Annotated in this window: 16 protein-coding genes; 9 read left to right on the top strand and 7 right to left on the bottom strand. The window is 44.3% G+C overall.

What is annotated here, in order from left to right; genetic code table 11:
• The first annotated feature begins 89 nt into the window (after positions 1-89).
• The 6 genes from PV783_RS29585 (at position 90) to PV783_RS29560 (ending at position 6,057) form a co-directional block, all read left to right on the top strand.
• Positions 90-557, top strand: coding sequence for a hypothetical protein (locus PV783_RS29585; RefSeq protein ID WP_420990563.1), 468 nt, complete (start codon positions 90-92; stop codon positions 555-557).
• 10 nt (positions 558-567) lie between these two features.
• Positions 568-918, top strand: a complete 351-nt coding sequence (locus PV783_RS29580) for a DHCW motif cupin fold protein (protein WP_420990562.1) — start codon at positions 568-570, stop codon at positions 916-918.
• 377 nt (positions 919-1,295) lie between these two features.
• Positions 1,296-1,856, top strand: a complete 561-nt coding sequence (locus tag PV783_RS29575) for a sigma-70 family RNA polymerase sigma factor (RefSeq protein ID WP_159454347.1) — start codon at positions 1,296-1,298, stop codon at positions 1,854-1,856.
• Positions 1,857-2,160: 304 nt separating this feature from the next.
• A complete protein-coding gene (locus PV783_RS29570) occupies positions 2,161-4,515 on the top strand; it encodes a TonB-dependent receptor (RefSeq protein WP_079470819.1) in 2,355 nt (784 codons plus the stop codon).
• 228 nt (positions 4,516-4,743) lie between these two features.
• A complete protein-coding gene (locus PV783_RS29565) occupies positions 4,744-4,902 on the top strand; it encodes a hypothetical protein (protein ID WP_168771335.1) in 159 nt (52 codons plus the stop codon).
• Between the two features lie 33 nt (positions 4,903-4,935).
• On the top strand, positions 4,936-6,057 hold the full coding sequence (locus PV783_RS29560; protein ID WP_420990561.1) for a DUF692 family multinuclear iron-containing protein: 1,122 nt from the start codon (positions 4,936-4,938) through the stop codon (positions 6,055-6,057).
• A 72-nt stretch (positions 6,058-6,129) separates the two neighbouring features.
• Here PV783_RS29560 and PV783_RS29555 read toward each other — a convergent pair whose 3' ends face one another.
• From PV783_RS29555 to PV783_RS29535, 5 genes are all read right to left on the bottom strand, one after another.
• Positions 6,130-7,446 (bottom strand): sensor histidine kinase, encoded by a 1,317-nt coding sequence (locus PV783_RS29555; protein WP_420990560.1) that lies wholly within the window; start codon positions 7,444-7,446, stop codon positions 6,130-6,132.
• A gap of 2 nt (positions 7,447-7,448) precedes the next feature.
• Positions 7,449-8,120 carry a response regulator transcription factor gene (locus tag PV783_RS29550; protein ID WP_111577897.1) on the bottom strand — a complete coding sequence of 224 codons (672 nt, stop codon included), beginning with the start codon at positions 8,118-8,120 and terminating at the stop codon, positions 7,449-7,451.
• 4 nt (positions 8,121-8,124) lie between these two features.
• Positions 8,125-8,985, bottom strand: a complete 861-nt coding sequence (locus tag PV783_RS29545) for a hypothetical protein (RefSeq protein WP_420990559.1) — start codon at positions 8,983-8,985, stop codon at positions 8,125-8,127.
• Positions 8,986-9,004: 19 nt separating this feature from the next.
• Entirely contained in the window at positions 9,005-9,292 is a 288-nt protein-coding gene (locus PV783_RS29540; RefSeq protein WP_111577895.1) for a hypothetical protein, read from the bottom strand.
• A 62-nt stretch (positions 9,293-9,354) separates the two neighbouring features.
• On the bottom strand, positions 9,355-9,804 hold the full coding sequence (locus PV783_RS29535; protein ID WP_420990558.1) for a hypothetical protein: 450 nt from the start codon (positions 9,802-9,804) through the stop codon (positions 9,355-9,357).
• Positions 9,805-10,006: 202 nt separating this feature from the next.
• On the opposite strand from PV783_RS29535, the gene PV783_RS29530 reads away from it, so the two are divergent.
• Together PV783_RS29530 and PV783_RS29525 are read left to right on the top strand one after the other, a co-directional pair.
• Positions 10,007-10,771, top strand: coding sequence for an SDR family NAD(P)-dependent oxidoreductase (locus tag PV783_RS29530; RefSeq protein WP_336389128.1), 765 nt, complete (start codon positions 10,007-10,009; stop codon positions 10,769-10,771).
• Positions 10,772-10,835: 64 nt separating this feature from the next.
• Entirely contained in the window at positions 10,836-11,744 is a 909-nt protein-coding gene (locus PV783_RS29525) for a helix-turn-helix domain-containing protein (RefSeq protein ID WP_420990557.1), read from the top strand.
• Positions 11,745-11,755: 11 nt separating this feature from the next.
• On the opposite strand, the gene PV783_RS29520 is transcribed toward PV783_RS29525, so the two are convergent.
• Positions 11,756-12,463, bottom strand: coding sequence for a hypothetical protein (locus tag PV783_RS29520; protein WP_420990556.1), 708 nt, complete (start codon positions 12,461-12,463; stop codon positions 11,756-11,758).
• Between the two features lie 435 nt (positions 12,464-12,898).
• Between PV783_RS29520 and PV783_RS29515 the strand changes: the two genes are divergently transcribed.
• Positions 12,899-13,480: a hypothetical protein gene (locus PV783_RS29515; protein WP_420990555.1), complete on the top strand. Its 582-nt coding sequence runs from the start codon at positions 12,899-12,901 to the stop codon at positions 13,478-13,480.
• A gap of 97 nt (positions 13,481-13,577) precedes the next feature.
• Here PV783_RS29515 and PV783_RS29510 read toward each other — a convergent pair whose 3' ends face one another.
• Positions 13,578-14,699, bottom strand: coding sequence for a glycoside hydrolase family 43 protein (locus PV783_RS29510; protein ID WP_420990554.1), 1,122 nt, complete (start codon positions 14,697-14,699; stop codon positions 13,578-13,580).
• Positions 14,700-14,837 lie beyond the last annotated feature (138 nt).

Below are 14,837 nucleotides of genomic sequence, written 5' to 3'. Positions count from 1 at the left end.
ATATTTTAAAATCAGCATCTTTTTATTAACCTTGTGTTCCGGCCGGAACGGGCCGTTATAAAAACTTTTCACTCAAACATCTAAACGTTATGAACCTACGAATCCTCGCCGCTATTGGTATTATTGGATGGACTGTTGTTTCCTGCGCGGAAACCAAAAAGCCTGAACCCGCTGCTGCACTGTCTTTAACAGGTACCTGGAAATTAACTTACAGTAAGATGATCGAGAACGGAGATACCACTGATACTTACCCGGTAAAAGGGCAGGAGATGATCAAAATATTTAATGGTAGCCATTTTGCGTTTTTTAAGCATGATGTTTCAAAGGGAAGCGACAGCAGCACCGCCGTGTTTGGCTCCGGCGCCGGCACTTATGTATTAACAGGTGATAAATACGAAGAACATCTGCAGTATTGCAATGCCCGCAGCTGGGAAGATATGCATTTCACTTTTACACTCAGTTTACAGCATGATACGCTGATCCAGCGGGGCATTGAAAAGATTGACAGTTTGAATGTAAATCACGAAATTATAGAGGCGTATATCCGTGTACGTTAAATCATCTATCATGAATAACAATATTCCCTTTCAGACTATTGACTGGGCGGTAATTCCGAAGACCGTGCATCCGGGAGAAAGTGGCACGGCGTGGTGGCAAACCATACAGTTTCCCGGGCTCCGGATAAGGATCGTGGAGTATTCCCCCGGTTACCTGGCTGATCACTGGTGTAAGAAAGGGCATATTGTACATTGCCTGCGGGGCGCCTTTGTAAGCGTGTTGCAGAGCGGTGAAAACTTTGAATTATCTGAAGGCATGAGTTATGTGGTAACAGATGATCTGAGTACGCACCGTTCTGTTTCTGCCACCGGCGTAAAACTCCTGATCATAGACGGCGACTTTCTGAAGTCATCCGTATAATTTCCCCTCTTGTTTTTCTTCTTCTTTCCGGCCGGCATTACCTGGTGATCCGTCCTCTTTTTGTGTGCTGTTTTCAGGTCTGTTAATCCCAACCGCCGGCATTTATATTACATTTTTAATTAATGATTTTATTTCCCCCGCTAATCAGCCGTGGTATTGGATCTTACCACTTCTAAAACATTCGTGCTTAACAATGGATTAACCACTCACGATGCTTTATAACGTTACTTTTATTCCAGATTTAGAAAAACGGAATGCAAAATAAACCACTTTCAGTCACTGTGTTAAACCATTAGAGAACTTGCTTTTTCTAACACTGTATTGTCAATAGAAGTCGAAATTTTTTTCCTAAACCAGTCTCTCAAAAGGAAATGAGAATGCAACATAACAACCAAGATGCCGTCCTGCTGGAACTGCTTAAAGATGGTAGTGTCGAAGCATTTACAAGTGTGTACAAAAAATATAGCCGCATCCTCCTGTTGCTGGCTGTAGACATGCTAAAGGACGAAGACAAAGCCCAGGATGTTCTTCAGGAATTTTTTCTGGATTTCTGGCAGAAGAAATTATTCCTGAAAATTGATGCTAACTACCAAAACCGGGACAGTAGCTGCATTATGAAGAGTTACCTCTATGCGAGTGTACGTAACCGCTGCCTCAACAAAATCACACGTGAAAGGAAATTTTCCTGTGTTATTCCGGATGAGGCTTTTGTACCAAGCGATCCGCTGGAAAGTAAAGAAATTTATTTCCAGGTGAATATCGCGCTGAATAAGAAAGTACCGCCTAAATCATCTACGGCCTTCCGCTTAAGGCATTATGATCAGAAAAGCCATAAAGAAATAGCGGAAGAAATGAACACCAGCATTCAAACGGTAAAAAACCAGATTGGTACTGCCGTGAAGATTTTACGCGGTTATTTTGCGCCTGCCCACCTGTAATCCGGGAAACCTTACTTTAAACAATTTGATGCTTGTTGCCTACCGCCCTTCCATGGGTAATGGCCGGAGTTGGCTTTATATGGTCATCCTGGTGGACCTTTTGGGGTTCACCAGGGGAGCTATCGTTTTGAGGGGGTGAAAAGGGTGGTATCCTTTGTGGTGGCTTGTTTTGCGCAAATATGGGCCCAAATGCTGCCTTTATGGATAATTAATTATTTCCCGATTGCGTAAATAGTTTTCCCGATACAGTAGATAATTTGGTGCTTTCTCAATGCACCTTTGCATTGCAAACGATAAGACCAACATGACGAGGGCATACCTGTTTCTAACATTTTTTCTACTTCCATTTACCTTGATATATGCCGGCGTGCCGGACGAAGGAGCCAACAATACCATTCAGGGCATTATTACCACATCAGACGGACACCCGGCTACTAATGTAACCGTTATCCTGAAAGGTATTGCAAAAGGAATGATCACCAACCAGAGCGGCGAATTTCTCTTTAAAAATATTCCGGACGGCAACTATCAGCTGGAAGTATCTATGGTGGGATTTGAAACCATCAGGAGAGCCGTATCTGTAGTAAACGGCAAAAGTGTATTGCTGCAGATAGAACTGAAAACATCTTCCCAAAACCTCGAAGAAGTAGTGGTAGCCACCGGGGGAAACCGCTTTGCCAAAAAAGAAAGTGAAGATGTATCCAAACTGCCGCTAAGAAATCTCGAAAATCCGCAGGTATACAGCGTGGTAGGAAAGGAGCTGATGAAAGAGCAACTGGTAACAGATTATAACAGCGCCTTCAAAAATATTCCGGGCGCAGGTATCCCCATTGTATACAACCAGGGGAGAAGCTCCGCTACTTCAAGAGGCTTCACCACCGCCAACCTGGTACGCAACGGCGTTGGCAGTTTTGTATATACCAATGTAGACCCGGCTAACCTGGAACGCATAGAAGTGATCAAAGGCCCCTCTGCTACACTGTTTGGCAGTACCCTTTCTTCTTTTGGCGGGTTGTTTAACCGGGTTACCAAAAAGCCATTCGACAGCTTTAAAGGAGAAGTATCCTACTCCGGTGGCAGCTGGGACCTGAACCGTCTCACACTGGATATCAATACCCCGGTAAACGAACAGAAAACAGCCCTGTTCCGCTTCAACGGTGCTATTCACAGCGAACGTAGCTTCCAGGATGCCGGCTTCAGCAAAAATTATCTGATGGCGCCCAGCTTCTCCTATAAGGTAAACGACCGCCTCACCATTTTACTGGATGTGGAAATGAGCGGCTACAAGGCTACTTCCCCAATGAGGGTAGCCCCTTATACCAAAGGAAAGGCGCATAGCGTAGAAGAACTGGGCATGCCCTATAAGCTCTCCTATGCCAACAATACCATGAGCTATAACAGCCAGCAGCTGAACGTTTTTGGACAGATAAAATATAAATTGTCAGATAAGTGGACGTCGCAAACGGTGTTTTCCCGCACCCGCTCCAGCTCCGACGGATTCACTACCCAGCTGAATATATTAAGCGACAGCACCCTGCGACAGGCAGTGACCTCGCAAACCTACCCTTACTACGGTACCGATATCCAGCAAAACTTTATCGGCGATTTCCGTATCGGTAAAATGCGTAACCGGTTAGTGGTAGGCGTGGATTTTTATAGCCTGCGCGCCTCCCGGAATGATACCATCGTGAATATGCCGGCCATTAACTACAGAACGCCGGGCGATGCCTACTACAATTTCAACAAGGATAATGTAACCCCGTTGTTCGCAAAACTGAAATTCCTGGCCTTCGACAGTAACCGCGAAAATACTTACAGCGCTTATTTCTCAGACGTTATCAATATCACTGAACAGTTGCTGGTGATGGCAAGCCTGAGACTGGATAATTACCACAATCTCGGTGCTTATTATCCCAGTAAAGATCTCACCGTAGGTAATTACACGCAAACAGCGTTATCACCCAAATTCGGGATCGTATACCAGGTAATTAAGGACCGCTTTTCCCTGTTCGCCAACTACATGAATGGCTTCCAGAATCAATCGGGAACCGACTATAACGGCAACACTTTTAAACCGCAACAGGCCAACCAGATAGAGGGAGGTATTAAAGCGGATCTTTTTAATGAGAAATTAAACGCCACGCTTAGCTACTACGATATTTCTGTTACCAACTCCGTATACGATGATCCCGCTCACAGCGGATTTTCCCTCCAGGATGGAACCCAGCTCAGCAAAGGCTTTGAAGCCGAAGTAATTGCCAACCCGGTTCCGGGATTAAACATCATTGCCGGCTATGCGTATAACGAAAGTAAAATGGATAAGGCGGATGCCAAATTCCAGGGATTGCGCCCATCTTCAGCCGGCCCAGCTACCACGGCTAACCTGTGGGTGAGCTACCGCCTGGTACGCGGCACTGCCAAAGGATTGGGCTTTGCTTTTGGCGGCAACTATGGCAGCCAGTCGTTTCAAACCAACACCAACACTTTCGCATTTACCATACCTTCCTATACTGTGCTGGATGCGTCCCTGTTTTACGACAAACCCGTTTACCGGATAGGCGTGAAAGTGGATAATATTACCAACGAAAAGTACTGGTCGAACCGGTTGGCAGCACAAAACCCAACAAGGGTAACGGCTAACCTTACCATTAAGTTTTAAGCAACAACTGCAGGAGAAGTGATGGCTCCTGCAGTTGCCATCTTTCTATAAACTATATAAGTTTAGATGATCAAATCCGGAATGGAAACCCACCGGTATCATGATAATTACAGCCCGCTCCCCAATGTTAAGAATATATTTCCTGTAACTTTTCCATATTCCTCCCGTTTAACAGGTAACCTTGTTTTGAAAAACACTGTAGAATTTCATCCCTTAAATAAATATCAAATGAAACTGCCAAAATCATTGCTCGGCGCCATCCTGATCGGCATCACCGTTCAAACAACCACTTCCTGTAACAAGGATAAATCAGTTAAGCCAAAAGAAAAGAAAGAAGAAGTGAAAAAGCCATATGAAAATGGTTGTCCTGCCTGCGGAATGGGCTGATTCTCCCGTTTTTATTAAACTTAATTCCAAAAGGTGCCGGAAATTTTATCAGCAGCAGCCTGCAACCTGGATGCCAGCATACTGGCAGCATGTCTTCCGCTAATGGAAGAATCCCGGCTTGAAGCCATTGAATGGTCGTTTGATGCACTGTTTAAAGTACAGCAGATCCCATCCTGGTTTCTTGAATTGCTGACAGCCTACAGCAATGAACAGCGTCTCATTGGTCATGGCGTATTCTTTTCCCTCTTTTCCGGCAAGTGGCGCCAGGAGCAGGCCGACTGGCTGAAACAATTGAAAAAGGTCAGGGAGGAATTCCGGTTTGATCATGTGACAGAACATTTTGGCTTCATGACAGGCAGAGACTTTCATCACGGCGCTCCGCTGAATATTCCCTATACGAAAACCACACTCGACATTGGGAGAGACAGATTGAAGCGAATCTATGAAGCATGTGAATGCCCGGTAGGACTGGAGAACCTGGCCTTTTCCTATTCCCTTGACGAAGTAAAACGTCACGGCGCCTTTTTGGAACAACTCCTGGAACCTGTAAATGGTTTTATCATCCTTGATCTGCACAACCTCTATTGCCAGATCCACAATTTTAATATTCCGTTCGAAGAAATAATTAGACACTACCCGTTAGATAAAGTAAGGGAAATACATATTTCAGGTGGCAGCTGGGAAAATGCGCCCAATAGCCCGTTGAAGAAGATCCGGAGAGATACACATGACGATGCCGTTCCGGCAGAAGTTTTTCACTTACTGGAAAAGACCATAGCCCGTTGTCCCCATCTTAAATATGTTGTGCTCGAACAACTTGGAAATGCCCTTACCACGGAAGAAAGCCGGACTATTTTTTACAATGATTTTGGGAAGATGGAAAATATTGTGAAGAAGAAAAACACACCCGGTATATCATCTTACCAATCCTTTTTACCATCATCCCCGGTAATAACAGGTAAGATTATTGAAGATGAAATTTTATATCATCAGCAGTTGGAACTGTCTGCTATACTGGAATCGGCCACTTCCTGCGAGGAGGCCATCCAATCGCTCACCCGCTCTTCCCTTGCACATACTGCCTGGCAAATTGAAAACTGGGAACCTTATATGATTGATACCGCTATACAGATTGCACAGAAGTGGAAGAAATAGCCCGTTTGTGGGCCCGTTCACAATTGAACAGCAAAAAGGAATTGTAACTACCGGGATCTTACGAAAAAATTCTTAAACGAGCGGGAAGCTAACAGTAAAAGTACTCCCTCTATTAACTACCGAAGAAACCGTAATGCTTATTCCGTGATAGCGGGCAATAGTGCTGGCAATTGAAAGTCCCAGTCCATAGCCTTCCAGCTCCGTTCTGGCCACTTTTTTAAAGCGGTTAAAGATGGTGCTGATTTCCTGTTCGCCGATGCCAATGCCGGTATCGCTGATAATAAGCTGGTACATTTCACCGGGAAGCAGCTGGTCGCTCACCGTTATTTGCCCCTGGGGTATATTATATTTTATGGCATTATTGAGCAGGTTGTACACCAGCTGGAATATCAGGTCATGGTTGAGATGATGAAGCATCATTTCACGGGAAACATTCATGTTAAACTGCAGCTGTTTGTCTTCCAAACGGTGTTCCAGTTCTTCCATTACTTCTGTCAGCAGCAGGTGTGGAGATACGTTATCTGTTTTCGGAAACTGGTCGTTTTCAATACGTGAAATGAGTAGTAATGAATGGACAATTTTCTTCAGCCGGTTCAATGTCTTCATCATGCCTATGATTTTCCTTTGCAGTTCTTCATCCGGTGAATCTTCCGCTATCAGGTTTTCCATTTTATTCTGAAGAATGGTGATAGGCGTCATCAGCTCGTGAGACGCATTGGAGGTGAACTCGCGTTCTTTCTCAAAGGCTTCGTTGATTTTACTCATTAGCTCAATGAGGGAGTCGTCCAGGTACCGGAAGTCGGTGGTAGATGTTTTGATGGCAGGAACATGATCTTTAAAAGGAAACTTCCGGTTAACCAGCCTGGTACTGATAATAACGCCGAGCGGACGTAACAAAAGCCGGGTGAATATAAGATCCGCCAGGGTAGTGAGCACTATCAGGCCAAACAATACATACAGGGCTACTTTTTGCAAAGGGCGGTTATACTGGCTGATGGTGGCCGTTTTCTTTCCCACTTCCAGCATATACCGGTTGTGTTGATAAGTGAAAATATGGCTTAACACGCGGTAAGTGAGTGTATCGCCTTCCACTACACGTTGCAGGGTAGCGATGGTGTCGGGCAGGTTGGAGTTACCCGCGGGTTCCATCGAAATATATTCTTCCTTCAGCATGGTGTAGCTGCCATAGTTTTCTTCGCCCTGGAGGTAAGCATCGATACCGTTTTTCCATATTACGCTCAGCACCTTTTTCTTTTGCTCCTTCAGGTAGTTGTCGTTGTACCTGAAAGCAATATCCTCTACCAGGAAAGGCAGCAGCAGTACGAACAGGATGGCGATCGCCATTTTCGACAAGGTGATGAAAAGAGTAAGTTTGGTAAACAGTTTCACGCTCAGAGCTTTATTTTATAACCCACATGCCGGAGGGTTTGCAGCCATTCCACAGAGGCAAAGGCCGATAATTTTTTCCGGATATTTTTAATATGTACATCAATATAATTGGAATCGTAATCATCATCCGAAAAATTCCCCCATATATGTTCACTCAGCTGCATCCTGGTGAGCGGCCTGTTCTTATGCAGCAGCATGTAGCTGAGCAGGTCAAATTCCCTTCTCGACAAAGAGATTTCCTGGTTTTCAAAAAACACGCTTCTCTGATGCAGGTCTATGTCAAAATCCCCCAATGCTATCTTACTGTCTGTTAGTCCAAATTTTCTCCGGGAAATTGCCTGCATTCTGGCCTGCAATTCCGGCAGGGAAAAGGGTTTGGGGAGATAGTCATCAGCCCCCATCTGTAGACCCCTGATGCGGTCTTCCAGCTGTCCGCGTGCGGTGAGAATAATGTAAGAAGCTTCCGGGCAGTTTTTCCTTGCCTCCTGCAATAGTAGGAGGCCGTCTTTATCCGGCAGACCCAGGTCCAATAGAATAAAATCATATTGATTTTCGTCCATTTTTTCCAGTCCCTGCCTGGCTGTATAAGCCAGGTCGCAGCAATATGCTTTTTCAAGATAGGCAAGCATTTCCGCAGCCATCGCCTTTTCATCTTCTATGATCAGTACTTTCATCCTGTTAAAACTGGTAATAGAAACTGCAGTTAAAAAATGAGTTGGCATCTCCGGCGCCGCTCAGCGCTTTATCGCTTAATACAGACAACTGGTAAGCCAGTTCTATCATGTAGTGCGCCCTGTTATAAGCCAGCGGCACTTTAAAACTGTAAGACAGCAGATCGAACTGTGTGGCTTCTTTTGTAACTGTTTCCGATGTGCCAGGAATACCTGATAAAATAGGTAATGGCAGGCCCAGTAGCTTTTTCTCCTGTACGTAAGTCTGGTAAAAATGCTGGGTGCCGCCTACTGCTTCTACTGAAGGCGTTAAAGTGATCAGGTCTTTTCCTTTGAAAATGCTGCCCAGTTGAATTGCTTTTTCGGTGCTCAGCGTTACAAATACATCCTGTTGTTTTCCAAAGGCATAATCTACGTTTACGCCGGTGGTCATCCAGTAGTGGTACTTCAGGCTGGCGGCGGCATTATCTGTGTTGGCAGCCTGCAGGAAGGGGGAGTTGGAAGGAAAAAAAGTATGGCTGTAGCTAAGGTCCGCGGCCAGTTTTTTCCCTATTTTGAATGCAATGCCTGCTCCGGCGCTGGTGGCCGAAACGGCTGCTCCCGAATCGTTTAGTAAGCGGTATCCCACTCCCGAAAAATAGATCCCCGAACGGAACTGTAATGTGGCGCTGGCTGCCAGGTAAGGCATAGGCGCTGCGGCAGTCTGACCATAGTAATTGGCATTATTGGAATATAATGCGCCCAGTGTCAGTGTAACTTTTTTGTTGTCGGTTTGTGTGCTGTCTGCCTGTGTGCGGGCCGTATCTGTTTGCGCCTGCGCACTGCTATAGCATAGCCAGAAAACTGGCAAAATCAATGCATATCTCATGTCATCATCTTTAACCCGGTCATAATATTTTTCCCGGAACGATCTTAGGCTTAATGATCCTGATGGGCTTTATGGGCAATGGAGAAGGAACAGCCATCGGTTTGATCAGGCGCCTCGATTTTGGTACTTCCTTTATCTCTGGTAAACGCTCCTGCAATGTTGCCACAGGTTTTTCAACCGGTTTGCCGGGTGCAGTCTGTACAGGCTGCAATGTATCGGCAACAGGCGTGTATCCGTAACAGGTGCGCGGTTTTAACAGCAACAGTGCCGGAACAATAACGAGCGTAGATAAAAGGAATTTGATCATTGCTATAAAAATAACAGATTTTTGCCGCTATTCTCCGGCAAAAATCTGTTTTTCTGTTGAAATTACAGGATACCAGATAGCACTCCCCCCGCAATATGTGTATTAATACGGATTGGTGCGGCCTGTATTTTCATGGCCTGATTCAAAGTAGCGTTAATTTGCGTGGCTGCTTTGACGTTGCTGGTAGCCGTGTTTTTCAGCTCACTTCCCGTGGTGGCAGCGGTTTGTAACGTACTGATTACCGTATTTTGGGCGCTTGCACTGGTACTGGCGGCGGTGGCCGCAACCGTGTTTAATTGGCTGCCGGCCGTTTGGGTGGCTTGTTCTGCGCCGTTGGATTGTACATGAACGGTAGCCGTGTTACTGGTACTTACACCGGTGTTTCCCGTAGCTGCATTGGCATTGGTTTGACTGCCCGCGCTTACTTTTCCTTCGGTTTTTACAGATGTTTGCTGGGCAAAGGCGGCGCCTGAGAATAAAAGTGCGATAGCCATTAATCCTTTTGCTTTCATGATCCTGGTTTTTAGGTTGTTCAATATTGTATGTCGGAACAAAACTAATACCGCAAGATGAAGCGAAAATGAAGAACACATGAATAGGATGAGTTTGACTAAAAAAGAGCATATTATTTGAATTTCGCAAATAACGGATTGATATCTCCAAACAACGGACCTTACATCCAGACTAACTTTGCTTCATCAAAAATTGTAAAAGATGGAGAACAAAAATAAAATAGCCCTGGTAACCGGTGGCAGCCGCGGTTTGGGCAGGGATATGGCACTCAGGCTTGCTGAAAAAGGGATTCATGTAATACTTACCTATCATAGCCGGGAAAAAGAGGCGCTTGAGGTGGTAGCGCAGATTGAACAGGCCGGCCAAAAAGCTGCTGCCCTGCAATTAGATGCAGGTAATGTTAAAAGTTTTGATGCTTTTTTTAATCAGCTGAAAGAAGTGTTGAAAAACACGTTCAACACCAACCGCTTCGACTTCCTGATCAACAACGCAGGCATCGGACGCAATGCGCCAATCGGAGAAGTGAGTGAGGAAATGTTTGATGAACTTATGAATGTACATTTCAAAGGAGTTTACTTTTTAACGCAAAAGTCACTGGATTTGCTGAATGACGGAGGCGGTATCATCAATGTATCTTCCGGTCTTGCCCGCATGAGCATCCCCCGGTATTCGGCCTATGGTGCTATGAAGGGCGCAGTGGAGGTATTTACCAGGTACCTGGCCGCAGAGTTGGGTCCGAGAGGGATAAAAGCCAATGCCATCGCTCCTGGAGCCATTGCCACGGACTTCTCCGGCGGACACGTCAGGGACAATGAGCAGGTGAATAAACAAATAAGTGGTATGACGGCACTGGGACGAGCAGGTTTACCGGAAGATATAGGCGGCGTTGTTGCCTTCTTATGTACGGAAGATGCCAGGTGGATTACCGCTCAACGTATTGAGATATCGGGAGGAATGAATCTTTAATATCATAAATAAAAGCAGGCCTATCAGCCTGCTTTTTCGTTAAATTTGAGTCTTATAAAACGATATGGTCAACAAACAAACCATAGAAGATTTTTATCAGAAAGCTACCGCAACACTGCCGGAAGGCATCACCCGGGAGATCGGCCATTTCAATATTTTTGAAACGGAGAAATTGTTTGATAAAAAGAACGGCACGCGCTTTATGCCCTACAGCAGGCGTGCGTATTACAAAATCAGTTTGATAAAAGGACATAACCGGGCTGAATATGCTGATAAAGTAATTGAGATTAAAGAAAGCGCCCTGCTTTTTGCCACCCCTAAAATTCCTTATCACTGGCTGCCACAGGATGATAACCAGTCGGGCATGTTTTGTATTTTTACAGAAGATTTCCTGTCTAAAAACAAAGTCGGAATTACATTGGATGACTTACCCATATTCCAACCAGGAGTATTACCCATATTCCAGCTTTCAAAAGAGGAAACAAATGAATTGGAATACATTTTCCGCAAGATGTACAAAGAAATGGGAACGGATTATATTTATAAGTACGACCTGCTCCGCAATCTTGTACTGGAAGTAATCCACTACGGACAAAAGTTGCAGCCGCTATCGGCGCTTAATGCCACTAAAAATGCAGCAGACAGGATATCTTCTTTATTTATAGAATTGCTGGAAAGGCAATTCCCTATTGAGTCTACGCAACAAAGACTGGGACTCCGCACTGCTAAAGACTATGCAGACAGGTTAGCAGTACATGTTAATCATCTCAATAAAGTATTAAAGGAAATTACTGGTCGCACTACCACCGACATTATCAGTAAAAGGATCATACAGGAAGCAAAGATTTTACTAAAGCAAACAGATTGGAATATTTCTGAAATATCCTACACATTAGGCTTTGATGACCTGGCACATTTCTCCAATTTTTTTAAGAAGCAGACTTCTTTGGCGCCGATGGCGTTTCGTGAATAAAACTACGTATATCAGGAAACATCTACTGAATGCTTTCGCCTTAAAGCGTTCAGCTCTTCTTTTGAAAGAGATAATGTCTCCAGCTGCGATCTGCACGCCGCTGCACGATCCGGCTCATTCAGTGATTCCGCCAGTTCAATGCGGATCATCAGTGCTTCCGCAATATCAGTATTTGACTCATTACCAGGCCGGGCTAAGGCAACATCCAATGTTTTCGCAGCAGCCATATCATCATTTTTGTAATCCCGGAACCGGGCGGCAACCGCTATAGATTTTTGCAATGGACTTTGGTTTTTGTTATCCGCATGCTGCCACACTTCTTCATCCTTCTCCCCAAAACTAACAAAGATGATGGAGTTACCGGAAACATCAGTTAACGTAAACCGCGTTGCATCCGGTTTCATTCTCGAAATTCTCGGAATGCCGGTATTAGGCACTCTTCCCAGTGATGCTTTTAGTTTTCCGGTAAACTCTAAGTATACAGTCCTGGCATCGGTTACCGTTACAAGACATCCACTGTAAGCGGATCCCGTGCCTTTAACACGGGCGAAATGTAATTCATATCCACCCCGTTCAAGGATGCCATATTGGTAAGGGCGGGTTAGTTTATAGGTAATGCGGTAGCCCAGTATTTCCCAAAATGCCAGGGTTTCTTCAATGGAAGTGCAGGGGAGTATAGGCGTTGTGATCCACTCTTTTTTAGTTTGTTGATTGTCCATAAGGGCTGTTATTTTTTCCGGTAAATCTAAATGCTTTCTTAAAGCATCTTTCTTTATATACTTTTTTGTATATAACCAGCCCGTCTTTTTTGTTACCGGATTCTGCACAAAAACGGTAAATTGTATTACGAAAGGAAACGTATTATCAGAGACATGAGTAAAGGGAAAAATAAAGAGTTTGTTAACCCAACCGGCGCAGGCCCGGTCAGCAGTATAGTTCTTGCAATTGTGAGAATAGTATTGGGCATTAATTTACTGTATACAGATCCTTTGTCATCCAGGTTCAGATATCTCCTTATCATTCTATTCCTTATTTCAGTTGCAAGACACCTGCTTTATTACTTCAGTAAACCGAAGCCGGATAATATATATAATTTCCTGCTCGACCTGGTTACGCCATGCCTCTATGGATTCATATTGTTTCATGTTTTATCCGTGTATCAGTCAGAATTTTTGTCGCTTTCTGTCAGTATTTTTCTACCTGCTATCATTTATTGTTTTTTATTTGGAGGAGCTCCCGTTCCGGTAATGAGTAAAGGAATTTTTTGGGGTGGGTTGCTTTCTTATGTATTGACTTTCCTTCTCGTGATAAATTATGCGTTCGACACTTCCAATCCTTCAGTTGAGAAATATTTTTTAGCAAACAAGTACTATACAACCGCACCATACGATCATGGAACGGCCGGAGGGAATGTTTATTATTTTGATCTTATCCACGCAGACAGCATTTCCAACCCCGCCCAATGGGTAGAAGTAAACCAGAAAACTTACGGTCAATACCGGAGTAGCCAGAAGTATAAAAGAATGAAAATTGAGGATGCAGAATTTATGATATTGGATAAGAAGGAAACGCCTTTCGCTAAACGACAGTATTATTTTTTATTGCAGGAAGTCAATGGTCCTTTTGAAGCTAAACATATGGAGGAGCCGGAATACGCAAGGTTTGAAGAAGGAGATACTTTTCACATTGAAAAGCATAAAGGGCTTTTGGGGGTGAGATGGGTGACTTATTGGTGAGGGCTTTTCCAGTATAACTTTCAGTTAGATTAAAAGCCGCAGGCACTTTAAAGTATCTGCGGCTTTTAATGTGTAGGGAGTGGAGGAAAGAACCATGCTACTTAACTCCACTTGGATACGCCTGTGGAGCTGTTGTTGGACCTTGCACCACTAATTTCCCATTTGATAATATATTCATCCGGTCTATGAAAACAACGCGCTTATCACCTGTTTCTGATGTGCGGCCGTGGTATACACAGAACATTTCTTTACCATCTGGTGAATACGTGATGCTATTATGACCAGTGCCTGTTACTACGCCGCCCTGCTCAGCGTTCTGTTGCAGCACGGGGTTGTTGGCTGCTTTTTTAAAAGGCCCCAATGGACTTTTAGAGGTAGCATACCCCACTGCATAATTTTTGCCGCCAAAGTAATTAGCAGAATACATCATGTAATAGGTATTTCCTTTTTTGAAGATGGAAGAGCCTTCTGTCCAGCGGCGATTCACTTCTTTCGATGTAACCGAGCGGCTTTCCCATTCAGCCTGTTTATCTTTCATGCTAACCGGCGGGCGCAATAGCAGTACTGGTTCACCGATTACGCCACTGAGATCTGGTTTTAATTCTACTCCATACACCCAGCTTTCTTCGATCTCATTGAACCAGCCTTTGTTTTTTGCCCAGGTAGCTATTTGACTCTGTACCGGATGTTTGTAGCAACAACGGGAATAATAGAGGTATACTTTCCCATTTGTTTCGAATAGCACATTTGCATCGATGATAGGGTAACCTGGGTCAAAAATGGGTTTGTTGTTTACATCGATAAATGGCCCGGTTGGTTTATCGGCTACTGCAACGCCAATCCGAAAGTTTTCAAGTTCCCTGGTTGGATTGTCCTTCCATTGAGCACTGTAAAACATGTAATATTTACCATTTATAGCATATACTTCCGGCGCCCAATAAGCACCCTCCCAGGCGGCTTTGGGATCGCTCCAGCCATTTTTGTTATCATGAAAATATACCTGGCCTTCGTTTTTCCAATTAACCAGGTCGGTAGAAGAGTAGGCCGCGAAGCCATTCCTGGCGCCACCGGTTCCATACATATAATATTTGTCGCCTTTCACATGTAATACATAAGGATCACCCAAATCAACAGCCAGGGGATTGTTATACGTCAATTGCTGTGCGTTTAGGGATATAGCCGCTACTATTAGAAAGGAGATCAGCATGATTTTTTTCATGCTTCAAGATATTAATTTTCTGTGATTGGACATAGGTAGTTTTGTTGATGTATTATGGAAGCTTTTTTCGTAGCGAGATCGGGAGTTTGTTAGAACACCTTTATGATCTTGTCGTGCTTTACGAAGAAAGAAACAAAC

The sequence above is a fragment of the Chitinophaga sp. CC14 genome (assembly GCF_048957795.1).
In the GTDB taxonomy this organism is placed as follows: domain Bacteria; phylum Bacteroidota; class Bacteroidia; order Chitinophagales; family Chitinophagaceae; genus Chitinophaga; species Chitinophaga ginsengisegetis.
The sequence above is the reverse complement of the archived record's forward strand: the minus strand, read 5'-3'. Positions and strand labels throughout refer to the sequence as shown.

Bases quoted from the DNA above. Each gene is read 5' to 3' on its own strand.
- PV783_RS29565 (WP_168771335.1), top strand. From the start codon at position 4,744: ATGAAACTGCCAAAATCATTGCTCGGCGCCATCCTGATCGGCATCACC.
- PV783_RS29545 (WP_420990559.1), bottom strand. From the start codon at position 8,985: ATGAGATATGCATTGATTTTGCCAGTTTTCTGGCTATGCTATAGCAGT.
- PV783_RS29530 (WP_336389128.1), top strand. From the start codon at position 10,007: ATGGAGAACAAAAATAAAATAGCCCTGGTAACCGGTGGCAGCCGCGGT.
- PV783_RS29535 (WP_420990558.1), bottom strand. From the start codon at position 9,804: ATGAAAGCAAAAGGATTAATGGCTATCGCACTTTTATTCTCAGGCGCC.
- PV783_RS29520 (WP_420990556.1), bottom strand. From the start codon at position 12,463: ATGGACAATCAACAAACTAAAAAAGAGTGGATCACAACGCCTATACTC.
- PV783_RS29550 (WP_111577897.1), bottom strand. From the start codon at position 8,120: ATGAAAGTACTGATCATAGAAGATGAAAAGGCGATGGCTGCGGAAATG.
- PV783_RS29570 (WP_079470819.1), top strand. From the start codon at position 2,161: ATGACGAGGGCATACCTGTTTCTAACATTTTTTCTACTTCCATTTACC.
- PV783_RS29510 (WP_420990554.1), bottom strand. From the start codon at position 14,699: ATGAAAAAAATCATGCTGATCTCCTTTCTAATAGTAGCGGCTATATCC.
- PV783_RS29575 (WP_159454347.1), top strand. From the start codon at position 1,296: ATGCAACATAACAACCAAGATGCCGTCCTGCTGGAACTGCTTAAAGAT.
- PV783_RS29580 (WP_420990562.1), top strand. From the start codon at position 568: ATGAATAACAATATTCCCTTTCAGACTATTGACTGGGCGGTAATTCCG.
- PV783_RS29585 (WP_420990563.1), top strand. From the start codon at position 90: ATGAACCTACGAATCCTCGCCGCTATTGGTATTATTGGATGGACTGTT.
- PV783_RS29525 (WP_420990557.1), top strand. From the start codon at position 10,836: ATGGTCAACAAACAAACCATAGAAGATTTTTATCAGAAAGCTACCGCA.
- PV783_RS29540 (WP_111577895.1), bottom strand. From the start codon at position 9,292: ATGATCAAATTCCTTTTATCTACGCTCGTTATTGTTCCGGCACTGTTG.